This window comes from Spirosoma knui (assembly GCF_054780635.1).
In genome coordinates, this window is record NZ_BAAGVY010000007.1 from 253,807 (window position 1) to 277,960 (window position 24,154).

Consider the following 24,154-nt stretch of genomic DNA (forward strand, 5'->3'; position numbering starts at 1 on the left):
CAGAGTTTACCGCCAGTAATACCGTTTCTGCTTTCGGGTGAATAGCATCCGCAGGCCCGCCAGTCCGTAATAGATTGCCAGCATCAGGTCCATAAACGGCATCAGTGCCCAGTGCACAGTATGCGCCAATCGGTAGCTGATCCGTCCGACAATACCCCAGAACAGGAGTAACCGAAACAGGAACACGCCGGTCGCGATCAGCAAAAGTAACCATTCGTCGGGGCTAAAGGTATTGTGCTGGAGTTGCTTACTCAATACAAGCAGGCCAGCACCCAGTCCTGTCAGCCAGGTCAGGACGTGCGACCCCGTTAGCAGCCCCAGCCGAATTTTGTTTCCCGGCTTATACTGTTTGCTTACGTGCAGATGCCGCCGTTTCTGAATCCGCCAGTCAGCCCAGGTTTCTTTCGGCTTCGACCAGGTAAAGCTGGCCGGATCAAGGCAAATGGCGGTATTTCGTTTGGTTGCTACTTCGTTGATAAATAGATCATCGTCGCCACCCAGTACGTTCATGTGCGTGTAAAATCCCCGATTGTCGAAGAAGAGCTGCGTCCGATAGGCCAGGTTACGTCCCACCCCCATATAAGGTCGACCGGCTAGCGCCAGCGAGAAATACTGCACGGCCGTAAACAGAGTTTCGGAGCGAATAATCAGGTTCAGCAGGCCCGACTGCGGCTCATACGGGGAGAAACCAAGTACAATCGCTTTATCAGAATTCGTGAGGGGAGCCGCCATCGTTGCCAGCCAGTCAGCCGAAGCGGGTCGGCAGTCGGCATCGGTCAATAGCACGGTTGGATACTGCGCCTTTTTGAGCGCAATCGTCAGGGCGTATTTCTTCGGCGTTACGTGTTCGTGCTCTTTGTCGATCCGGATGAAGCGAACGTGGCTGAGTTCGCCAATCTCCCGTTCGAGATACGTATCAGTACCGTCAGTAGAGCGGTCGTCCATCACCAAGACCTCAAAATCGGGGTAGTTCTGGCCATCCAGCAGTGGCAGCAGTTCGGTCAGGTTGTGGAGTTCGTTGCGGGCGCAGACTACAATGGTAACCCCAGCGGTGGCGGGTGGCAGTTCGCTGGAATCGGGTTGTCGATAAAAGGCCGTTCGGGAGAAAATAAAGAGGATATAAACAAGCTGAACACTGACTATAACCAGCCAGGCAATCAGGAAAGCGGTAATCACAAAGAGAGGAGACGTTTGGCCGTTAAGACTTGATCGATAAATACGTAGCAAAGATAGGAAATATGGGAGACCGGAAAGAGGCCGATCGGGATAAGGGAAAATAATACCTGACCGGCCGTGCCGTGCAGTCTCCTCCCTCAAGGCGTGTTATCTTTGTGTATGACATTTTCAATTACTGCCCAGGATTCCCAGTCGAAGGCCCGCACCGGCCTGCTCACAACGGACCACGGGCCCATACAGACGCCAATTTTTATGCCCGTAGGCACGGCTGGCACCGTAAAGGCCGTACACCAGCGCGAACTTGAAACTGATATTAACGCCGAAATAATACTGGGGAATACGTATCACTTATACCTGCGTCCCGGTTTGGATGTGCTGCGCCAGGCGGGTGGACTGCACGCGTTCAACGGCTGGAACCGGCCGATCCTGACCGACTCCGGGGGGTACCAAGTGTACTCGCTCTCCAACACACGCAAGATCAAGGAAGAAGGTGTAACGTTTAAGTCGCACATCGACGGCTCGAAACACATCTTTACGCCCGAAGGGGTGATGGATATTCAGCGGACAATTGGGGCCGATATTATTATGGCGTTCGACGAATGCACGCCTTATCCCTGTGAGTACACGTACGCCCGACAGTCGATGGAGATGACCCACCGCTGGCTCGATCGCTGCATTACCCGTTTTGATAGCACCGAAGGCCATTACGGCTATAAACAAACTTTGTTTCCAATTGTGCAGGGCAGTACGTACGCCGACCTGCGCCGTCAGTCGGCCGAGTTCGTAGCCTCGAAGGAACGCGAAGGCAACGCGATTGGTGGTCTGGCGGTGGGCGAACCCGCCGAGGAAATGTACGCCACGATTGAGTTGGTGAACGAGATCTTACCTCTCGATAAACCGCGTTACCTGATGGGCGTGGGCACGCCAGCGAATATTCTGGAAGGGATTGCGCGGGGCGTAGATATGTTCGACTGCGTAATGCCGACCCGCAATGCCCGGCATGGCTTGTTGTTCACGACGCAGGGGATCCTGAATATGAAAAATGAAAAGTGGAGCCGTGACTTCAGCCCAATCGATGCGGAGCTGGGCGGTTATGCCAGCACGTTTTACTCGAAAGCGTACCTGCGCCATTTGTTTAAAGCTGAAGAATTGCTGGCCGCTCAGATTGCCAGTCTGCATAACCTGACCTTCTATTTATGGCTGGTCAGGCAGGCGAGGGAACACATTGAAACTGGCGATTTTGTGGCGTGGAAGAACGGCATACTGGATCGGCTGATGCAGCGATTATAGCATAGCAAACCAGCTCTGAAATACTTAAGTATAAATTCTTAGTAAATTTTAAGGGTTTTTACAGATTTTTGTGGTTATACATTAGGTTAATTCGCGAGCATTCATACATTTGTAACTCGCTTTTTACTTAAGCGAACCCACCGTAACTATATAAAGCCATTGAGTGCTGTTTGTAAGGTTTGCCAACTCATATGGGTTGGCAAACTTGTGTTGCTTGTTGCCATTTTTTTCGGAAAAGTAGCTGCGCAGTCGGTAACCACACCTACCCACGAGCAAATACGTCAGTTTATTCAGCAGGCGCAGGCGAGCGGCATGACCGACGCCCAACTCGAAGAACTGGCTCGGACGCGCAACTTTAGCCCGTCAGATATTGCCAGCATGCGGCAGCAGATCGCCCAACTGCAATCCGTTTCGTCAAAATCGTCTGAACGTACCGTAGTGGCGACGAACGTAGTACGGGAACAGCCGGCTACCCCTGCGCCACCCGCTGCTTCAACAGCATCAACCCGAAGTGCCGCGACTACGCCCGAATCGATTGTTTTTGGAGCCTCTCTCTTCGCCAATGCCAGTTTATCGTTCGAGCCTAATCTGCGCATTCCGACCCCACGCAACTACGTAGTAGGGCCGGAAGATGAACTGATTGTTGACATCTACGGCAATGCGCAGCAGACCTACCGGATGAAGGTTAGCCCGGAGGGAAGTATCCGAATTGAGAATCTGAGTCCTGTCTACGTCAATGGCCTCACGATTGATCAAGCCGAACAACGGATCGTGGGGCGGCTGCGTACGCTGTATCAGGGCTTAAACTCCGCAGGTAGTGGTATTCAGGCGCAGCTTACGCTGGGCAGTGTGCGGAGTATTAAAGTTACGCTGCTCGGGCAGGTGGTTCGCCCCGGTACGTATACGCTTTCTTCCCTGGCGACCGTCTTCAACGCGCTATACGCAGCTGGCGGGCCGTCGCCTGACCGGGGTTCGTTCCGCGACATTCGCGTCTATCGGGCGAATCGGCTCGTTCGTACGCTGGACATTTATGATTTTCTGTTGCGGGCCGACCAGAAAGACAACATTCGCCTGCAGGATCAGGACATTGTGTTCATCGACCACTATGACACGCGCATTGAACTGGCGGGCGAAGTAAAGCAACCGGGTCTCTACGAAGTGCGACCCGGTGAAACCCTGCATCAGCTTGTCGGCTACGCCGGTGGCTTTGCCGATCGGGCGTACACGGCATCTGTCAATGTATATCGGAACACTGCTACCGAACAGCAACTTATTACTATTAATACCGTTGAGGTTAGTCAATTTTTACCACGAGCGGGCGACCGGTACGTAGTGGGGACGATTCTGAACCGGGTGGATAATCAGGTGAGCATTCGGGGCGCTGTGTTCCGTCCTGGCGAGTATGCCTTATCAAAGAACCCGACTGTAAAGCAGTTGCTGAAGAGCGCTGAAGGATTGCGGGAAGATGCGTTTCTGAACCGCGCTACCATCCGCCGACTGCGGGATAATCTCGATCCTGAGTTGATTTCGATTGATCTGAGAAAGTTGTTACGTAATGAATTGCCCGATGTCAGTTTACAGCGTAACGATGTCGTTCAGATTAGTACCGTGGGCGAATTACGGCAGAAACGAACGGTCTCTATTCAGGGAGCGGTCAATCAGGCCGGTACGTTCGACTTTGCCGATAGCATGACTGTAGCCAATCTGGTTATTCTGGCGGGTGGCTTTTCGGAGGCTGCTATTGCCGCGCGGATGGAGATCGCCCGGCGGGTGAAAACCGATACTATGGGCCTCGCCAACGGTCAGACTGTTCGGTTAATTTCGTTTGCTATCGATCATAATTTACGGCTTAGTCCGGCCGACGCGCAATTGGTACTGCAACCGTTTGATCAGGTATTCGTGCGGGAGTCTCCTCGCTACGAAGCCCAGAAAGGCGCTACGGTAACCGGAGAAGTTCACTACCCGGGCGCTTACGCCATTCAAACGAAGAACGACCGAATTACGGACCTGATTACTCGGGCGGGTGGCCTGAAGCCGGGCGCTTATTTAGCCTCGGCCCGCTTTATCCGAAAAGGTGAAGCTGTTGCCCTGGATCTCAACACCATCCTGGAGAACCCGGCTGTAGTCGGCAATCTGTTCCTGGAAGACGGAGATGCCTTATCCATTCCGCGTCGGAGCGAACTGATCCGAATACGGGGCGAAGTGCTGAATCCGGCGACGGTCGAGTTTGACCCCGCCAAGTCGTTCCGGAGCTACGTCGACGAGGCCGGTGGCTTCACCCGCAACGCGTTAAAACGGAAGACATTTGCCGTAGCACCTAATGGTAAAATCAAGTCAACGCATTCATTTATGGGCCTGAAACGCTATCCAACGCCTGAGCCGGGTATGGAAATTACGATTCCGGTCCGGCCACCGGCCGACAAGCCCCGTGCTTCAACGACCGAACGAGCAGCCTTATTAAGCGTCATTGCTTCGGGTGCGGCTGTCGTCTTAACGGCGTTACGTTTATTTACCAACTAACCTTATACCTGCTTACATGGCAGCACAGTCGCCAACTTTAGACGCTAAGTCAGTCAAAGCCTCCTTCTCGCTAGACGTTACGTTGCAGGCGATGTGGCGCGGGCGGGCCCGGCTGCTGATTGTTACGGCCATCTTCGCCGGTCTTGGCATACTGGTTGCGGTCTGGATGCAGCCTGAGTTTGTGTCGGAGGCTAAGATCATGCCCGAAATGAGCAATGGGTCGGGCGATGTGTTCAAACGGCTGGCGTCGGTGGCTGGCTTCGCCGGGGTGGACTTTTCGGAAACGGAGAGTGTCGATGCGGTTCGCCCGGACCTGTACCCGAACGTATTGCAGAGTACGCCATTTATTCTTTACCTGATGGATCAGCCCGTGGTGACCAAACAGGGGCTATCGACAACGGTAGGGGAGTTGTTGTCCGACAAACAGGGCTGGTCGTTACCAAAATTGATTTCGTCGGAGGAAAACGATCGCTCAACGCGTAAGGCTGAAAAAACGGGAATTCCGGTAGAGTTAACGACCCGGCAAAAGGACTTGGCGGACGATATTGGCAAACGGGTAAATGCCAGGCTCGATACGCGGTCGGGTATCATCCTGATAGCCGCCAAAATGCCCGACGCGCAGGTAGCCGCCCAGGTAGCGCAGTTGGCGATGGATTACCTGACGCGCTACGTAACGAGTTATCGAACCGAAAAGGCCCGTCAGGATTTAGACTTCTATCGCCAGCGACTTGTAGAAGCCCGTGGTCGGTACCAGACGGCTCAGTTGAACGTATTTCAATACAACGATCAGCATAAATACGTGGTGGTGCAGGCCGCTACTATGGATAAACAGCGCATGGATGCCGAACTAAGCATCGCGCAAACAGTTTACACGGAGTTATCGAGACAGTATGAGCAGGCAAAGCTAAAAGTGCAGGAGCGGACGCCGGTATTTAAGGTACTCGAACCCGCGCAGGTGCCTTTAAAACGGGTATCTCCTAAACGGACCGTAACGGTTTTGCTGTTTGCGCTGGGCGGTTTGTTGCTCGGTACGGCGGCTTTAGTTGGCCAGCAGACCAATTGGAGGGCTCAGCTATTCGCTGTCATACGACCTTAGCGAGACTGCCCGTCGATCGCATGACCAGAAATTTAATTCTATACCACAAACCACTTAACCTAGTCTACACTTGTTCGACGCCTTACTAACTAAAGAAAAGCAAATCGCCGTCATCGGATTGGGCTATGTGGGGTTGCCGATTGCGCTGGCGTTTGCCAAAAAATTCCGTGTAATCGGCTTTGATATCAATGAAGATCGGGTGGCTATGCTGAAGCGGGATGAGGACCCTTCGCAGGAGATGCCGCCTGAAGCATTCCAGGGTACCGACATTACGTTCACCGCAGATCCGGAGGCCTTGCGGCAGGCGCATTTCTTCGTCGTAACCGTGCCAACGCCCATAGACGACTACAAAGTGCCCGACCTGAAACCGTTGCTTCGCGCTTCAGAAACCATAGGCCGCGCCTTAAAGCCCGGCGATTATGTCGTCTATGAGTCGACTGTTTATCCTGGTTGTACCGAAGACGACTGCCTGCCCCTGCTTGAACAATACGCGAACTTGAAGCTGGGTCAGGATTTCAAACTCGGCTACTCGCCCGAACGAATCAATCCAGGTGATAAAGTCCGAACGCTGCCAACGATTCTGAAAGTGGTGTCGGGCAGTGATGCCGAAGCGACGCAGGTGATCACGGCGGTATACCAAAGCATTATTACGGCGGGCGTTTACGTAGCGCCGACGATTAAAGTAGCTGAAGCGGCCAAGGTCATCGAAAACATTCAGCGTGATCTGAACATTTCGCTGATGAACGAGCTGGCGATCATCTTCGATAAAATGGGCATCGATACGCAGGAGGTGCTGAAGGCCGCGGCAACGAAGTGGAATTTTCTGCCCTTTACGCCGGGGCTGGTCGGTGGGCACTGCATTGGGATTGACCCGTATTACCTGCTTTATAAATCCCGTCAGCTGGGTTATGACCCTCAGGTCATCAACTCGGGCCGACGGATCAACGACGGCATGCCTGCTTATATCGCGACCCGGCTGGTGCAGATGCTGCTACAGAAAGACAAAAATCCACGGCAGACAAAAGTGCTGGTCATGGGGCTGACCTTTAAAGAAAACGTATCGGATATCCGCAACTCTAAAGTTGCGGATCTGGTGCGCGAATTGATGAAATACGCCATCAACGTGCACTTGGTCGATCCGCACGCGTCGCCCAACGAAGTGGCGCACGAATACCGCATGACTTTGATGGATACCCCGTCCAGCAAATACGACGCGGTCATTGTGGCGGTCGGGCACGACGAATACAAGACCCTGGACGTATCGTATTTTAAATCGCTCATGAACGGCGCGCCGATTCTGCTGGACATAAAGGGGCTTTATCAGGTTGGTAAAGACGACGGAATAGCCTACTGGCGATTGTAACCGATAAATTTCACTACGTTGTTTCACCGAATCGTCCGGGCTCTAGCGGCTAACCTGTTTGGACAGGGAGCTACGCTGCTTATTCAGCTCATCAGCGTACCGTTGCTCCTTAGGCAGTGGGGAGCGGTCTATTATGGAGAGTGGCTGCTGCTGGCTACGATACCGTCCTATCTGAGTTTGAGTGATGGGGGGCTGGTGGCTGCGCTGGGGAACGGCCTGGCGATCAGCATCGCTCACCAGGACCAGAAAAAAGCCGCCCGTCAGTTGAGTAACGGACTCGCGGCCGTTTCCGGACTGAGTCTACTCTGTGGACTCGTATTAATCGGGGTGGTTGGACTTACTCCCTATGCGCACTGGCTGGGCCTAACCACGACGACAGCCGCAGAAGCGCCCATAATCCTGTTCGCGCTGGGTGTGTACGTCATTGGCTCTGTACAGCAGGAGTTACTGAGTAGCGTGTACCGCGCCGAGGGTCAGTACGCTAACGGGCGCATGTGGATTACTATCGCCCGGCTGGTGGAGTTCGGGGCGATGGTTAGTATCGTGTATATGCAGCAGAGGGCTCCGCAGGTCGCTATCGGTTTTGGTGTTGTTCGGCTGTTTATGGTCGGCGGCATGTGGGTTGATTGCCGACGGCGGTTTAGCTGGGTACGGCAGGTTTCCGGGCGATTAGTTGACCTGGCAACACTACGTCATTTTTGGATGCCGTCGGCGTCGTTTCTTGTATTTGCCGTCGCGAACGCCCTCGTTTTGCAGGGAAGCGTATTATTGGTTGGTGCCCTGCTGACACCCGTGCATGTCGTCCTGTATACTACTCTGCGAACCCTGTCGAATGCCGTTCGGCAAGTCGTTGGCTTAATTAATTTCTCAATATGGCCTGAGTTTACCCTAGCTCTGTCGCAAGGCCGCATGCAAACGGCCGTAACCCTGCATCGACTTGCCCTTCAGACGGCGTTCTGGCTAACGCTTACAGCAAGTATAACACTGATTATCCTCCAGGAACCGTTACTTCAGGTCTGGACAAAAGGTGCTGTTCAGCCCCAGCAGTCACTGCTCTCATTGTTGCTTATTTCTTCACTTACGTATGCGCTCTGGAATACGAGTGCCCTGACGCTGATCTCGGTGAATCGCCACCAGTCCATTGCCCTTACGTATCTCTTAACCAGTATTGGTGCTTTTGTAGGGGCGATAAGTTTAATGCCGCATTGGTCATTAGCTGGGCTGGTCATCTGCTTTATCGGAGCGGACATAATCATGCTGGGTATTGTACTGCGCAAGAGTCTTCAACTGCTCGAATTAGAGCGGCTGCGTACGCTTATCATAGCTGTATTCACGGATTTTTCATGGCTCAGGCAACTGACTAAGATCCGCCAGATTGAATCACCGTTACTGGAGGTTAAGGCATGATCGCACAGAGGCCATCTACCCTAACCCGTTGCGTAACGGCGCACGTTGGCGCTCGGGATCACTACCAACTCAGCTTGGCTCTGCACGAAGCGGGTCTGCTGGAGCAGTTGGTTACCGAAGCCTACGCGCCCAACTGGCTGCGGCACGTAGCACCCCGGCAAGCGCGTAAGCGGTATTGCGCTGGGCTGCCGTCGTCAGCGGTGTCCTGCTCCGCGAAAGCGCTGAGGTTAACGGCCTTCGCCCGGTTTACGTCGCAAAGCCATACTCATCGCATCGACCAGGTTATCAGCCAGCGTGCGTATCAGGAAGCGGCCGAAAGGCAGGCGAATCTGTTTTTGTACAGCTACTACGCACACTGGGCGTTTCAACAGGCCCTTTCAGATACGTACCCAGGGCAGCGATTGCTGTTTCAACTGCATCCGCACCCCTACAGCCTTCGGCGGTTGCTGGAAGAAGAAATGGAACGGGTACCCTTTGCGGCCCAATCTATTCGTGACGAAGCCGAGTTTCAACTGCCGCCCCACAAACTGGAGTCGCTCGCGCTTGAAGCGTCTTTGTCAACCCATTGTATCACGGCCAGTCAGTTTACAAAAGCGACGCTGGTAGAGAATGGCGTACCGGCCTCGTGCATCCAGGTAGTGCCGTACGGAGTCGATACCGGCAGGTTTCCGACGCGCGTCAGACCGCCTGGTTCAGACGTATTCCGGATCATTTTCGTCGGGAGGCTGAACCAGCGCAAGGGGCTGGCCGATTTGCTGGAAGCGGTTCGGTTACTACGTCATAAGCCGCTCGAGGTTGTACTCTGCGGCCGGGGCTATGTCGATCACGCCATTCTGCGGAAATACCGGGAGTTACCCATCCGCCTGTTGCTCAACTTGTCGGCGGGTGAACTCTTGCGGGAGCTGCACCAAAGCCACGTGTTTGTGTTGCCATCGCTGGCCGAAGGCTTTGGTCACGTAATTCTGGAAGCCATGGCCGCCGGACTACCCGTGATCACAACCGCAAACACGGGAGCGCCTGACATCCTGCAACACCATAGACACGGAGCGATTGTGCCGATTCGTGATCCCGATCGCATCTGTGAACAGCTCGAAGCCGCTATCCGTCGGCCGGATGATTGGTTCCAGATGGGGCAGGAAGCCGCCCGGAAAGCCCGCCAATTTTCCTGGAGCCGGTTTCGCACCGCCATTACCGAGGCCTATCAGGAAGCCACCACTACGTTATCCACCGTTCAACAATGACCAAACCGAAACTCAGTGTGTATACCAACATTCCCACGCCTTATCAGGATGATTTCTTTACCGCTTTATCGGTCCATTTCAGGCTAACGGTTATCTATTACGCGCGCACCGAGCAAGACCGTCGCTGGCACTGTGCCACGTCTTCGAGGTCCTACGCTACAGTCTGGCTAGCCGAGGGACGCCTGACACGTTGGGTGCAGCGCTGGCAGAAAGACTACCACTCCAGCCTATCGATTCTGCAAACTGCCTTTCGGGACGAAGCAGATTACCTGATCGTAAGCGGGACGTACTGGATTCCGAATACCGTCATCGCTATGCTCGTGGCTCGCTGTCGGGGGAAAAAACTGGCCTTTTTCGGTGAGCGTCTGTCCACAACAACGTCGGGCTGGAAAGCCGTTTGTAAGCGTATGTTGCTCATCCCATTACGATTGTTATGCACCCGTATTTTCGCCATTGGCCACGAAGCGGCTGACTCTTATAAGCAGTTCGGCGTTACGGCTCCCATAACGGTTGTTCCTTATACGATTAACACCGAACGGTTTGAACGGAAACATCAGCTCGCCGATACGTTCACCTTATTGTCGTCGGGGGCGTTGATTCCGCGTAAAGGAATGGACACGGTGATTCAGGCCGTTAAAGCGTTACGGGGTGAAGCGTACGCGCACCTGCGGTTGCAGATTGTTGGAGAAGGCCCCGAACGCGCTGCTTTGGAGCAGTTGATCGACAAGGACGACCGGATTGAATTGACGGGATTTAGTGATGGAGATGCGTTAGCCGACTGTTTTCGCAAGGCCGATGCCTTCGTGCTGGCTTCGCGCTACGATGGCTGGGGCGTCGTGATCAACGAAGCCATTGCCGCGGGTTTACCGGTTATTAGCAGTGAAACGGTCGGTGCGGCCCGCGAGTGGATACGCCCCGGCGTTAACGGGTTTATCTGCCCGCCCAACGACGTGCAGGCGTTCAGCGATGCCATTCGTCGCGTTGTTGACGAGCCGCAACTTCGCCAGCAGCAGGCTGCGTTCAATCAGCAGTTTAGCTCGCAGACCAGTTCGGCCCATTACGCTCGATTTGTGTACCAGACCGTTTTATCGGATTTACAGTCATGATCTGGGTGTACGCCTTGCTGAACGCCCTAACGTTAGGATGGGGATTTCGCTACGCCCGGCAGGCAGGTCTGCGGCAGGTGATTCCGTTCGTGGTTTGCCTGGCGCTGCTGTTGATCTATTGCCTGATAACGCCCATGGCTTTTTACGTATCCGGTCGCGAAACTGTAACGGGTGATTCGGGGGCGTTTCAGTTCGTCGGTAAAAGCATTCGGGCGTATTATGAACCGGGCATGCTGGCGTACCTGCTGGCTAATGGCTGCTTCGTGATTGGTTTTAGCTGTAAAAAACTGCCCCTTACTGGGGAAGAATCGAGTCTCGATGCGGATTCACAGGCGTCATTACGTCGGGTAACGGTCGGTTTGTACGCGGTGTTCATGGTTATTGTGCTCGGTGACGTAGCCGCCAGCGGCATCGACGTACTGGATGTGCTGCTTGGACAATCGACGGACAGTTTGATGGCGTCGAAAAGCGTGACCAATACGTATTACTTCCGGGCCTTTGCGGATTCGATCATCACGACACTGGTAGTATATGCGTACCTGAATGCCAAACCGTTGCGGATACTGGCGCTGCTTATTCCTGCCTTCATCCTATTTGCCTTGCTGGGGTTTCGCTACCGGATTATTCTGACCCTGCTGGGTCTGGTGCTCGTTTTCGGCATGAACCGACAGGTGCCCGGTAACGTATGGCGGTGGGCCGGGCTGGGAGTCGGACTTCTCTACGTCGTTCTGACGATAACGTATAACCGCTGGTTTTTCATCACGGGCGCTTACGACCGCATAACCATAAACCCAGTCGAATACGATTATAGTTTGTTTCTGGATCAGACGCGTGGGTCGCTGGCCGACTTCAACCTGTTACGATATTACGCCGAAAACCCGGAAACACCTCACGACTATGGCCTGTCGATGTTCGGGTATGTCTTGATTCGGATTATCCCGAAACAGGTGTTTCCGTCGGGCGAAAAGCCCTATCCTTCACCATATCTGGACGTACTGGACCGGTCGCTGGAGCTGCCGCGAACGTGGGTACGTATCGGCGAGGCTAACCTGCACTACGGCGCTTTCTACGCCGGTTTCGGTTGGTTAGGTTTCCTGGTGCTGCCGTTTCTGCTGGGGATATGGATTAACTACGTGGTTTACCGGAATCCCGCAGATACGCCGATTGGTTTCCTGACACAGATTGTGTTTTCGCTGGCTCTGTTTCAGTTGATTACGCGCGGCTATTTTCCGCAGTTTATCGACCATCTGGTGTATCTGTTCATCCCGTTATGGCTGATCCGCGGTCGGTTGCGACAGGCAGATCGAGTCGGTTCTATCCTTAACCACCCATCGGTCCATGAAGCTGTTTATTAACGCCATTAACCTGTCGTCAGCTGGTGGACTGACGGTTACGTTAAATTTTCTGAAGGAACTGCAGGCCGGTCGCCCAGACGATCTGACTGTATACGTAGCGGCCCCTCGTCACTGTGGGTATGAGTCGCTGGAAGCCGATTATTTGCAGTTAATCTGGTTACCGGATGGGGCAAACTACTGGATCTCCCGGCTGTATACTGATTACGTTTGGGTACCGGCTTTAATCCGGCAGCTTGAACCGGATGTAGTCTTTACGATGGGCAACTTCGCCACGCCCACGTCGGTTCGGCAGGTGCTGCTGCTTCACTATCCACATCCGGCTTACCCCGATGAACAAGAAATCTGGAAACGCCTGGGTTGGTCGGGAACCCTTACAGTTCGGGTACGTAATGTTGTGTTTAGTCAGCGGCTGCGGTACGTTGATGTGCTGCTGGTTCAGACCGAAACGATTCGAAAGCGCATCCGTACCATCTATCCGCAGGTGCCAGCCATCCGACTTTTTCCGAACGCGTATACGCAATTGACCGGCAAAACTGAATTCAGACTGCCGTCCGAGAAGGAGAACAATGTGCGGTATCTGCTGTGCCTGTCGCGGTATTATACGCACAAGAATCTGGAAATACTGGTCGAGGTGGCCGACCTGATTCGACAGCGTGATCTGCCGTACCGATTGTTGATAACGATTGAGCCGGAACAGCATCCGAAAGCCCGGCAGCTGATTAACCGGATTGAGCGACAAGCTGGACGTAAGGTGTTGATCAATATCGGTAACGTGCCGACCGATTGTGTGGCTTCGCTGTACGAACAGGTAGAGGGATTGCTGTTGCCAACCCTGCTGGAATCGTTCACGAGCACGTACGTGGATGCTATGCACTTCGGGGTGCCCATCTTCACGTCGCGTCGGGATTTTTCCGAGGAAATCTGTGGCGACTGCGCGTATTACTTCGACCCGCTTTCGGCCGAAGATATTCTGTTTACCATTCATAGGGCGTTCAATAACCCGGCTCAGCTGGAGGAACATGTAGCCAGCGGGCGTCGGCGTTCGATGAATTTACCCACCTGGACAACCGTGACCCAACTCGGTTTACACACTATGGAGATGCTGCATAATCAGCCGTTTTTGCCCCGCCAAACCCGTACCGATACGTTTGTATGAACGCTGTAGACTATCATAGCGCCATTGCTCAGAAGTTTGCCAGCCGGTATGAGTCATCGGCCGCGTTTCAGGAGCGGTATCGTGTCTGGACGGCGCTCTTCAATCAATATATCGCATCCGGTACCCACGTCCTCGATCTGGGCTGCGGTTCGGGTGTGTTCAGCCGCTACCTGGCTGAAAAAGGTTGTCTGGTGACAGGTATCGATGGCTCGGAAACCATGATTAGCCTCTGTGAACAACAGAAAATGTCGTCCACCCTGCAGTACTACGTGGAGCCAATTCCGCTCGAAAATGCGAAGGTATACATGAGTCAGGATGCCATTGTCGCGTCGAGCCTGCTCGAATACATCGACGAGATGCCGGCCGTTTTGCGGCAGATAGACCAGATGCTGAAGCCGGGCGGGTTGCTGCTGGTATCGATGCCGAACCGGCAGAGCCTGTATCGCAGGATGGAGTGGCTGCTGTTTCAACTGACCGGGTATCCGCGCTACTTCGCTCACCTGCGTAGCGTATCAACGGCGGCTCTACTTAACCAGCAAATGACCGAGCTCGGGTTCGAGGTACTGGACGTCGCGTATTTTTCGGGCACCGATCCGTTGTCAACGTTGCTGAAACGCCTATTACCAAAAGAGTACGTCAACAACCTGTTTGTCAGTGTCTATCGAAAATTATGAAGAGCAATCATTCTACCGTAACCTAAACAGGGCTACCAAAAGCCACTACCTAACTTAATCCGTATCCCACCGTTCTATGAAACTGATTACTGTTGTTGGAGCAAGGCCAAACTTTATGAAAGTGGCCCCTCTGCACCAGGCTTTTGCGGCTTACCCGGCCGTAGAGTCTAAACTTGTTCACACTGGCCAGCATTACGATGCTCAGATGAGCGACGTCTTTTTCGGGCAGCTTGGCTTACCTCAGCCCGACTATCACCTTGGCGTTGACAGCGGCACGCCCACTCAGCAGACCGCCGACATCATGCTTCGGTTCGAGAAGGTAATGGAACTCGAACAGCCCGACTGGGTCGTGGTCGTTGGCGACGTAACGAGTACGCTGGCGTGCGCCTTAGCTGCGGATAAAATGCGCGTTCGGGTGGCTCACGTAGAAGCGGGTCTGCGCTCGGGCGATCGGCACATGCCCGAAGAAAGCAACCGTATCCTGACCGACTGCATTGCCCAGCTGCTGTTCGTGACTGAGCAGGCGGGCCATAAAAATCTGTTGCGGGAAGGCGTCGATCCGCACCGAATCCATTTTGTAGGCAACGTCATGATTGATTCGCTGGTCAAATACCGGCCAAGAGCGGCTGAACTCAACGTAGTCAATACGTTACAGCTCACGCCCGGCGAGTACGTGTTCATGACGATGCATCGCCCGGCTAATGTCGATTCTGCTGGTACGTTGCAGCGCATTCTTCAGATTATAGCCAATACCGCTGCGCATAAGACCGTTGTGTTTCCCCTGCATCCGCGCACTGAGGCTAATCTGATTCAGTTCGCCCTGATCGATCAGCTGCGGGCTATTTCAAACGTTCGATTGCTCCCGCCCCAAGGCTATTTGGAGTGCCTCAACCTGATGGAACATGCGGCTATAACCATTACCGACTCGGGCGGCATTCAGGAAGAGACAACGTATTTGCAGGTGCCCTGTCTGACGTTTCGGAGCACGACCGAGCGCCCGGTTACCACTACGTTGGGGACCAACCAGCTCCTGAGCGACCTTAATCCGGAAACAGTGCAGCAGCGAGTCGCGAAGATTTTGGCGGGCGACATTAAACGGGGACAGATTCCGCCCCGCTGGGACGGTAAAGCCGCCGAGCGGATTGCCGCCATCCTATCGGTCACTGCGTAGCTGTCAGCGACTCGGCGCTGACGTAGCGTTTTCCTTCCTTAAGTCAGATTTTACATGAAACAACTTATACAGAATCTCAAAACGGGCGAAACGCTGTTAGCCGACGTACCGGTTCCGCAGGTACAGCCCGGACAGGTACTGATTCAAACGCGTCGGTCGCTGGTATCACTGGGTACCGAACGGATGCTGGTCGAGTTCGGCAAGGCTAACCTTATTGCGAAAGCGCGTCAGCAGCCCGACAAGGTCAGGCAGGTCCTCGAAAAAATTCAGTCCGATGGTCTCCTGCCAACGCTCGAAGCCGTTTTTCGCAAGCTCGATCAGCCCTTACCGTTGGGCTACTGCAACGTAGGAACGGTGCTGGCCGTAGGGGCGGGTGTTAGTGATCTGCGCCTGGGTGATCGGGTGGTTTCCAACGGCCCCCACGCGGAAGTGGTGTGCGTACCACGTAACTTGGTCGCTCTGATTCCGGCCGATGTCAGTGACGACGAAGCGGCTTTTACCGTGATCGGCGCTATTGGTTTGCAGGGAATTCGGTTGATGCAGCCAACCCTCGGCGAGACAATTGTTGTGATGGGCCTTGGGTTGATCGGTTTGCTGACGGCTGAACTGCTCCGGCTAAACGGCTGCCGCGTAATCGGTATCGATGTTGATACCGCAAAGCTCGATCTGGCGCAGCAACGGGGCATTCTTACCGTAGCGCCCCCGGATGGCGATGTTGTCAAAACTGTGCTATCGCTGACGGATCAGGTAGGTGTTGATGGGGTAATCATTACTGCGTCGACGAAAACGGATGAACTGATTTCGCAAGCCGCCCGGATGAGCCGCAAACGGGGTCGCCTGGTGCTGGTAGGCGTAGTAGGGCTAAATCTGAGCCGGGCCGAATTTTATGAGAAAGAGCTCACGTTTCAGGTGTCGTGTTCCTACGGCCCCGGTCGGTACGATGCTACGTATGAGCAGCAGGGGCATGACTATCCGCTGCCCTTTGTGCGCTGGACAGAGAACCGCAACTTTCAAACCATCCTGCAACTGCTGAGCGATAAGCGGCTGGTCGTTACGCCCTTCATTACAGAGGTTGTGCCATTCACAAACTTCAACGAGATTTACGGCGAAATCGACCGGCCAGGCCGGATTGCTTCGCTCTTCCGGTACCCTGAAGAGGTTGACCTGGCCCCGACCCTTGTCGTGCGGGAAGTGCGGTATCGGTCAGGAACCGCAACGGTTGGCATCATCGGGGCCGGTAACTTCACGGGTGCTACTCTATTACCTGCGCTGAAAGCCGCCGGGGCTCAGCTCAAAACCATTGCCAGCGCGGGCGGTCTCAATGCTGCGTTGCTCGCTCAGAAATTTGGCATCACCCAAAGCACGACGGATTACCGGCACGTACTGGATGATCCCCAAATAGATTTGTGTGTCATCACAACGCGACACAATAGTCACGCCCGGCTAACTTCCGAAGCGTTGAGAGCTGGTAAACACGTATTTGTTGAAAAACCGCTAGCTATTTACGAGGGTGAATTCGGTCAAATTATGGATGCGTATCAGACCTCGGATCGGGTGGTACTGGTCGGGTTCAATCGCCGGTTTTCGCCGTATGTTCAAAAAATGAAGGCGCTGCTCGGTGGACCCCGGTCGAATCAGGTACGAATGAACGTAGTCGCTACGATGAACGCTGGCTTTATCCCCGCTAGCTCCTGGGTGCACGATCGGCAGGTGGGTGGGGGGCGTATTCTCGGTGAAGCCTGTCACCTGATTGATCTCATTACGTTCCTGACGGGTAGCCATGTCATCAGCGTATGCCTGAACGCGATGGGAACGCAGCCCACCGAAACGACCGATTCAGCTTCTCTCTTGCTCCGCTACGACAACGGCTCAACGGGCGTCGTCAACTACTTCAGCAACGGGAGTAAAGCCTATGCCAAAGAGCGGGTTGAAGTGTATTCGCAGGAGCGGACGTTAGTGCTGGACAATTTTCGGAAGTTAACCGGCTACGGCTTCCGGGGCTTTTCGAGCCTGTCGGGGCGGCAGGACAAAGGACATACTGAGCAGATGAAGCGCCTGATTCAGCAGATGCAGGGCACCGGTTCCGGAGACGCGCTGATTCCGTTTGCGGACATTGTAAACACCACGCAAACGACCCTGGCTGCTGTCCACAGCCTCCGCGAAAATCGCTGGGTCGACGTATCGACCGTGGGTATTTGCCGGTCGGAGGAGAGCCTGATTGAACACGTATGAAATCGATAGGTCGCTTGTGGCGAACGATCCGGCATCTGAAGGGCAGGCAGATAACGTATCAGGTCGTGAATCGACTGCGCAGCCGAGCCCTGTTGCGCCTGCCCGAAACCGTACTCCAAAGCCAGTTTCTGCATGTACCAAAAGCGGATAAAACCGTGTCCTGGCGCGATGGAACATTCACGTTTCTGAATCAGTCGGTGGATTCCGCCTGTTTGATGAGTTCGGCCGCTCAAGAGACATTTAATTGGAATTATGCCGCCAATGGCAAGCTGTGGACGTATAACCTGAACTACTTCGATTTTCTGAACCAGCCTGATCTGCCTGTTCAGCAGGGATTGGCTTTTATACAGGGTTTTATCAGTCAGGCATCCGGCATTGCCGATGGCCTGGAGCCGTATCCCACCTCATTGCGGATTATAAACTGGGTGCAGTTCCTGAGTCGGAATCAGATCCGGGACAGTGTCATCAACGTGCATTTATTTGCCCAGGCTGATCTGCTGAGTCGACGCCTGGAGTATCACCTGGCGGGTAATCACTTGCTTGAAAATGGTTTTTCGCTGCTAACGGCGGCCCTCTATTTCCGGCATAAAGGCTGGTGGCGAATGGCGACTAAACTTGTCCGGGCGGAGTTAGCGACCCAGGTTCTGGCGGATGGCGGGCATGATGAACGCAGTCCCATGTACCATCAGGTTCTGCTCGACCGATTACTCGACGTATTATTGGCGCTTCAGCACGACCGTTGGCACAACGAGCCGGATCTGGTTTGTTTGTTAACCCAGAAAGCGGAGCAGATGCTCAGTTGGCTGCGGGCGGTGACGTTTGCAAACGGTAATATACCGATGGTGAACGATACCGGTTGGAATATAGCCCCGGCAGCTGGGCTTCTACTCAAAAAAGCGCAGTATACCGGCATACGTATCGGAAAAAATCAATTGGGTGAAAGTGGCTACCGGATGCTGCGAGCGGGTAAATACGAGGTTTTCGCCGATGCGGGAGCGGTTGGGCCGGATCATCAGCCCGGTCACGCCCATGCCGATACGCTTTCGTTTGTGCTGTATGTGGATAACCAGCCTATTATTGTGGATAGCGGTACGTCGACGTATCAGCCCGGTTTTCGTCGTAAGTGGGAGCGAAGCACGGCGGCTCATAATACCGTCGAGGTAAATGGACAGGATTCGTCGGAGGTATGGGCTGGTTTTCGGGTGGGTCGGCGGGCCCGGACAACGGTCATAGACGATACTCCGACGATGCTGACAGCCCGGCACAGTGGGTATGAACAGTTGGGTGTCATTCACGAACGGAGCTGGTTTGTTGGTCCCATCACGATTCAGCTTACCGACCGGCTCTTGGGGTCAAGCAGCCGGTCAGCTGTGGCCCGCTTTCATTTTCACCCCAACGTATCAGTGACCGTACTGGATACTACCATACAGGCAGGCCTTGTACAGTTGTCGTTTAAGTCTGAGTTTCCGGTTGAATTACACTTAACGAAGTACGACATGGCGGCTGGATTCAATCAGTTGCGAACGGGGCCGTGTCTTAACGTATCCTTTCAGCATTCGCTACGTACCCTTATAACGAGATCAATATGAAAATTTTGTACTTGACGTACTACTTCGAGCCTGACCTTAGCGCTGGCTCGTTCCGAAACACGGCCCTGGTCAATGAGCTGGCTGCGCAGCTCGGTCGTCACGACGAAATTCACGTGTTTGCGGCTCAGCCCAATCGCTACCGGTCTTACCAGCGAACCGCTGCTGATTGTGAAGAGCGGAGCACGGCTCATGGCTGTCGCATTACCATCAACCGGATTCCTGTCGCTGCGCACGCCAATGGTCTGCTGGATCAGGTACGTTGCTTCACTACGTACTACCGGGCCGTTTATCGCCTGACCAAAGACCAGGAGCCTTATCAACTGGTCGTGGCCTCATCCTCGCGGTTGTTTACGGCTTTTCTGGGTGCCCGTTTAGCCCGGCGGAAGCCATTAGGGGACAAGCGTATTCCACTGTTTCTGGACATCCGTGATTTGTTCCGCCAGAATATTCTTGAAATGCTTAGGCACCGCTCGGTATATGTTCAGCCAGTTCGGATGGCTTTAACGCCTATTTTATGGGCGGTCGAACAATATACGTTTCGGTCCGCCAAACACATCAACCTGGTGTCTGAAGGATTCCGATCCTACTTTCAGCCCTTTACTCAGGCTACCTATAGCTACTGTACCAATGGTATAGATGACGAATTTCTGACTGTACCGGCCAGTGAGCCGGGTTCGCATCGATACCCCAGAACCGTCCTGTACGCGGGTAACATCGGTGAGGGTCAGGGGTTGCATAAGATCATTCCGAGGGCGGCTCAACAACTCGGTGACGCCTACCGCTTCGTGGTCATAGGCGATGGTGGCGCAAAGACGAAACTAAAACAAGCAATACAGACCAAAGGCGTCACAAACGTCGAACTCCGGAATCCGGTCAACCGGACCGAACTACTGGCCGAATACCAGACCGCCGATTACTTATTCGTGCACCTGAACGACTTTGAAGCCTTCAAGCGGGTGCTTCCATCGAAACTGTTCGAATGCGGAGCCACCGACAAACCCATTGTGGCGGGCGTAGCAGGGTACGCAGCCCAGTTCGTCCGCGAACACGTTAGCAATCACATTCTGCTTGAACCCGGTGACGTAACGAGCCTGGTGCAGCAGTTACGCCAAACGCCGTATAAGACACAGCGACGTCCCGAATTTACCCAGCGATTTCAGCGTAAAACCATTACAAAAAAACTGGCTCAATACGTTCTCCAACTCGTTGGTAACTAAAAAAGCCGACTCGATGGATCGAGTCGGCTGTCTTTCACGAATGTTATAGGCCTTATTTAACGCTCTTGCCGATTGCAATCAGGCTTTCCGGCGATTGGTAGCCTAATACTTTTTTGAGAACGCGGCCATTGCCGTCGATAAACAACAGCGTCGGATACGCTTCCAGCGGATACACCTGCGAAAGGGCGGGACCTTCGCCTTTTTCCATATCCATTTTCACGTTGATGAATTTGCTGTTGTAGAAATCACCTACATTCTTCTTCGTGAATACGTTCTTCTGAAGCATTTTGCAGGGCTGGCACCAGCTTGCGTATGCGTCCAGGAAGATCACCTTTTTCTCTGCCTTTGCCTTCTTCAGGATTTCCCGCCAGGATGCGTCGGTGAACTGAATACCTTCAGCGCCGTCTGTTGTCAGACCCGGCTTTTTGTCGCCCACGTAGTGCAGACCGGTTGTTGACAGGGCCGCGTTGGTCGACCCGGAACCGAGCCCTGCGAACAGGATGGTCAGTACCCAAAAAACGTTCTTCATAATTAAACCGGCGCACCGGTGGTCTTGTAGTTTGCTCGTTAATAACGTAACACTTAACCGCTTTCGTTTCCTGCTGCTAAATTGATTTATATGGCAAATTAAGCGAGATCTGTAAAAATCACAAATCACAAATCATGTGCCATTGTCGGTATTCTTTGCGAACTTTGCGGCCGTTTTAGCCAGTAACGCCATGCCTGTCAAACAAGCCGAATTTTTCGTTAGCAATTCTGATCCAGCCAAGTGCCCCAAGCCCGACCGGCCGGAGTACGCGTTTATTGGTCGCTCAAATGTTGGTAAATCGTCGCTGATTAACATGCTGACGGGGCGCGCGTCCCTGGCGAAAATATCAGGTAAACCTGGTAAAACCCAATTGATTAACCACTTTATCATCGACAACGAGTGGTATCTGGTCGATTTGCCGGGTTATGGCTACGCGCAGGTTAGTAAGGTTGAGCGGGAGAAATTTGCGGCTTTGATCGATGGCTATCTCACCAGTCGCCCGAACCTGCTGTGCATTTTTGTTCTGGTCGATTCGCGCATCGAACCCCAGAAAATTGACCTCGATTTTATGAGTAATTTAGGCGAACGGGGGTTGCCGTTCGTGATCGTGTTTACAAAAACAGAGAAACTGGGCGTCACGAAATTGAAGGCAACGATCGAGGCTTATCGAAACAAACTGCTTGAAACCTGGGAGGAAGCTCCCGAAATATTTATCACATCGGCGGTTACGTCGGCCGGGCGGGAAGATATTCTGTCGTTCATCCAACCCCTGAATCAGCAGTATAAAACTAACCCGCGCCACTGACCGCAGTGGCCGATTACCGAGTACCCATTCAACCAATTATTACAATAAAAAAGCAATACGCCAACCAAAACAGGCGTTACCAGTTTACAAAGTATCTATGGAAGCATTAAAAACAATTGCCAACGTTGCCGGCTACAGTGGTCTGTATCGTATTTTAAAACCTGGTCGGGCAGGCGTAATCGTAGAGTCGCTGGATGACAAAAAAGCCAAGACGATGATGGGCCCAACCGCTCGTGTCTCGGTGCTGAACGACATTTCTATTTACGTCGAAGGCGGTGAGGAGCAGTCGGTACCCCTTAGTGCGGTGCTGCTGGCAGTTCATGAGAAGTACGGTGATGCACTGCCCATTGATTCGAAAGCGTCGAACGATGAGCTGGCTGAGTTCATGGCTACAGTTCTGCCTGATTACGATCGCGAGCGGGTCCGGCCTACCGATATCAAGAAACTGGTTTCGTGGTATGGTATCCTGCGCCAGTACGTACCCGAATCGTTTGAAACAGTAGCGCCCCAACAAACGAATGAGGCCCCAGAAACTGCTCCTGATACGTCGGAAGTCGCTGCGGCCGAAGCAGAGGATGAACCAAAGGCGGAAACGCCAACCGAATAATACGTTTGTCGTACTGGCCGGATGAGCCATACGACAAACAAACGTCTCCATTTTCAGTGAGAACAGAAAAGCCGCGATGACCCTTGGTTTCGCGGCTTTTTAGTGTTCATTCGGCTCGGTACTAATCGACAGTACTCAGCTTCACCGTATTGGTTCGGCGCGCCTGCGTTAGCGGCATACTTAACGTATTGATAAAAATATCACCTGAATTGAGCTTGCCGCGGCTAATGAGCGTTTGCTTAATGCCTTCGACCGTCTGGTCGATGGTCAGATTGGCATCCGGCTCATACGGCAGGACCTGAACGCCCCAGTATAAACCGAGGGTATTCCGGAGTTGCGCATCGTTCGAGAATACGAACAGATCAGCCTTGGGGCGATGGTGCGAAATCCGAACGGCTGTATAGCCCGAATTAGTGATGCCGATAATAGCTTTGGCTTTGGTGTCGCGGGCCAGACGGCAGGCGCTCATCACTACGTTGTCGTTGATTGCATTTTCGCTGGGCTGCTCGTTGACCTGCGCGTGGTAGCGATAGTAAATTTTATCGGTGGTCGCTTCAACCTGCCGAATCGTGTTGGCCATGCTTTCAACCGCCAATATCGGGTACTTGCCCGAGGCTGTTTCAGCGCTGAGCATTACCGCATCGGCACCATCCATCACCGAGTTGGCAATGTCGTTTATTTCGGCGCGGGTCGGACGTGGCGCGTCGATCATGCTTTCCAGCATTTGCGTCGCTACAATAACGGGCTTGGCGGCTCGGTTGCACTTTTCCACGAGCATCTTCTGAATCATGGGCACCTCTTCGGCGGGCAGTTCCACACCCAGGTCACCCCGCGCGACCATCAGGCCATCCGTGGCGGCAATGATCTCGTCGATGTTCTGAATCGCTTCGGGTTTTTCGATTTTGGCGATGACCCGGCTGGTCTTGCCTTTCGATTTAATGTAGTCTTTGATCTCGATGATCTCAGAAGCTTCCCGAACGAACGATAAGGCAATCCACTCGGCGTTGTTTTCCAGACCAAACTCCAGATCAGCCCAGTCTTTTTCGGTAACTGCGGGCATCGAAACCTTCGTGTTGGGCAGATTTACGCCTTTTTTCGATTTCATAGGACCGCCATATACCACTTCTGTGATTACGTCGGTGCCTTCTTTTCCAATTACGCGCACTTCCAGCTTGCCATCATCCATCAGAATGCGTTCGCCAGGATGTACGTCTTTGTACATGTCTTTGTAGGGCGTACTGACGCGCTCGGCTGTTCCGACAATATCGTCGTTGGTAAAGACTAATTTATTGCCGGGCAGCAGCATCACGCCATCTTTATTTTCGACGTTGCCGATCCGAATTTTAGGACCTTGTAAATCTTGTAAAACGCAAAGGTTCAGGTTGTGCTCCGCGTTGATTTCACGAATACGGGTCAGCCGCATCAGATGATCTTCGTGCGTGCCGTGGGAGAAGTTGAGCCGGAAAACATTTACCCCAGCTTTGGCTAATGCCAGCAATTGTTCTTTCGTTTCGGAAGCTGGGCCAATGGTGGCCACAATCTTGGTTTTCTTGGACATGAGGGACGGGAAAATTGGGCAAAACGGCCGAAAGCCGGTGCAAAAATAACCGGCTGTGATAA

Annotated in this window: 19 protein-coding genes; 16 read left to right on the forward strand and 3 right to left on the reverse strand. The window is 53.5% G+C overall.

All coding sequences use genetic code 11. The features are described 5' to 3' along the window. Positions 1-6: 6 nt before the first annotated feature. Entirely contained in the window at positions 7-1,176 is a 1,170-nt protein-coding gene (locus ACYVIY_RS16345; protein ID WP_460977445.1) for a glycosyltransferase, read from the reverse strand. 159 nt (positions 1,177-1,335) lie between these two features. On the opposite strand from ACYVIY_RS16345, the gene tgt reads away from it, so the two are divergent. From tgt to ACYVIY_RS16415, 14 genes are all read left to right on the forward strand, one after another. After that, complete coding sequence (gene tgt / locus ACYVIY_RS16350) at positions 1,336-2,466, forward strand: tRNA guanosine(34) transglycosylase Tgt (RefSeq protein ID WP_460977446.1); 1,131 nt, start codon at positions 1,336-1,338, stop codon at positions 2,464-2,466. Positions 2,467-2,676: 210 nt separating this feature from the next. After that, positions 2,677-4,986 carry an SLBB domain-containing protein gene (locus ACYVIY_RS16355; protein WP_460977447.1) on the forward strand — a complete coding sequence of 770 codons (2,310 nt, stop codon included), beginning with the start codon at positions 2,677-2,679 and terminating at the stop codon, positions 4,984-4,986. 16 nt (positions 4,987-5,002) lie between these two features. Next, positions 5,003-6,082, forward strand: coding sequence for a GNVR domain-containing protein (locus ACYVIY_RS16360; protein ID WP_460977448.1), 1,080 nt, complete (start codon positions 5,003-5,005; stop codon positions 6,080-6,082). A 70-nt stretch (positions 6,083-6,152) separates the two neighbouring features. Next, positions 6,153-7,445, forward strand: a complete 1,293-nt coding sequence (locus ACYVIY_RS16365) for a nucleotide sugar dehydrogenase (RefSeq protein WP_460977449.1) — start codon at positions 6,153-6,155, stop codon at positions 7,443-7,445. Between the two features lie 18 nt (positions 7,446-7,463). Continuing rightward, positions 7,464-8,852, forward strand: coding sequence for a lipopolysaccharide biosynthesis protein (locus tag ACYVIY_RS16370; RefSeq protein ID WP_460977450.1), 1,389 nt, complete (start codon positions 7,464-7,466; stop codon positions 8,850-8,852). Then, entirely contained in the window at positions 8,849-10,093 is a 1,245-nt protein-coding gene (locus ACYVIY_RS16375) for a glycosyltransferase family 4 protein (RefSeq protein WP_460977451.1), read from the forward strand. The genes ACYVIY_RS16370 and ACYVIY_RS16375 overlap by 4 nt, the downstream gene beginning before the upstream one ends. Further along, the gene (locus ACYVIY_RS16380; RefSeq protein ID WP_460977452.1) at positions 10,090-11,199 is read left to right on the forward strand and encodes a glycosyltransferase family 4 protein; all 1,110 of its coding nucleotides are present in this window, start codon (positions 10,090-10,092) and stop codon (positions 11,197-11,199) included. Before ACYVIY_RS16375 ends, ACYVIY_RS16380 begins: the two co-directional genes overlap by 4 nt. Continuing rightward, positions 11,196-12,554, forward strand: coding sequence for a hypothetical protein (locus ACYVIY_RS16385; RefSeq protein WP_460977453.1), 1,359 nt, complete (start codon positions 11,196-11,198; stop codon positions 12,552-12,554). Before ACYVIY_RS16380 ends, ACYVIY_RS16385 begins: the two co-directional genes overlap by 4 nt. After that, a complete protein-coding gene (locus ACYVIY_RS16390; protein ID WP_460977454.1) occupies positions 12,538-13,710 on the forward strand; it encodes a glycosyltransferase in 1,173 nt (390 codons plus the stop codon). The genes ACYVIY_RS16385 and ACYVIY_RS16390 overlap by 17 nt, the downstream gene beginning before the upstream one ends. Then, on the forward strand, positions 13,707-14,384 hold the full coding sequence (locus tag ACYVIY_RS16395; RefSeq protein WP_460977455.1) for a class I SAM-dependent methyltransferase: 678 nt from the start codon (positions 13,707-13,709) through the stop codon (positions 14,382-14,384). Before ACYVIY_RS16390 ends, ACYVIY_RS16395 begins: the two co-directional genes overlap by 4 nt. Positions 14,385-14,460: 76 nt before the next feature. Further along, entirely contained in the window at positions 14,461-15,555 is a 1,095-nt protein-coding gene (wecB, locus tag ACYVIY_RS16400) for a non-hydrolyzing UDP-N-acetylglucosamine 2-epimerase (RefSeq protein ID WP_460977456.1), read from the forward strand. A gap of 54 nt (positions 15,556-15,609) precedes the next feature. Then, positions 15,610-17,787, forward strand: coding sequence for a bi-domain-containing oxidoreductase (locus ACYVIY_RS16405; RefSeq protein WP_460977457.1), 2,178 nt, complete (start codon positions 15,610-15,612; stop codon positions 17,785-17,787). After that, a complete protein-coding gene (locus tag ACYVIY_RS16410; RefSeq protein WP_460977458.1) occupies positions 17,784-19,376 on the forward strand; it encodes a heparinase II/III domain-containing protein in 1,593 nt (530 codons plus the stop codon). The genes ACYVIY_RS16405 and ACYVIY_RS16410 overlap by 4 nt, the downstream gene beginning before the upstream one ends. Continuing rightward, positions 19,373-20,593, forward strand: coding sequence for a glycosyltransferase family 4 protein (locus ACYVIY_RS16415; protein ID WP_460977459.1), 1,221 nt, complete (start codon positions 19,373-19,375; stop codon positions 20,591-20,593). The genes ACYVIY_RS16410 and ACYVIY_RS16415 overlap by 4 nt, the downstream gene beginning before the upstream one ends. Before the next feature lie 52 nt (positions 20,594-20,645). Here the strand turns inward: ACYVIY_RS16415 and ACYVIY_RS16420 are convergent, their stop codons facing one another. Beyond that, positions 20,646-21,122, reverse strand: a complete 477-nt coding sequence (locus ACYVIY_RS16420; RefSeq protein ID WP_460977460.1) for a thioredoxin family protein — start codon at positions 21,120-21,122, stop codon at positions 20,646-20,648. 190 nt (positions 21,123-21,312) lie between these two features. On the opposite strand from ACYVIY_RS16420, the gene yihA reads away from it, so the two are divergent. Both yihA and ACYVIY_RS16430 read left to right on the forward strand, forming a co-directional pair. Beyond that, on the forward strand, positions 21,313-21,927 hold the full coding sequence (gene yihA / locus ACYVIY_RS16425; protein WP_460977461.1) for a ribosome biogenesis GTP-binding protein YihA/YsxC: 615 nt from the start codon (positions 21,313-21,315) through the stop codon (positions 21,925-21,927). A gap of 97 nt (positions 21,928-22,024) precedes the next feature. After that, on the forward strand, positions 22,025-22,534 hold the full coding sequence (locus ACYVIY_RS16430; RefSeq protein WP_460977462.1) for a DUF5606 family protein: 510 nt from the start codon (positions 22,025-22,027) through the stop codon (positions 22,532-22,534). Positions 22,535-22,655: 121 nt separating this feature from the next. Here the strand turns inward: ACYVIY_RS16430 and pyk are convergent, their stop codons facing one another. After that, positions 22,656-24,092, reverse strand: a complete 1,437-nt coding sequence (pyk, locus tag ACYVIY_RS16435) for a pyruvate kinase (protein ID WP_460977463.1) — start codon at positions 24,090-24,092, stop codon at positions 22,656-22,658. Between the last annotated feature and the right edge of the window lie 62 nt (positions 24,093-24,154).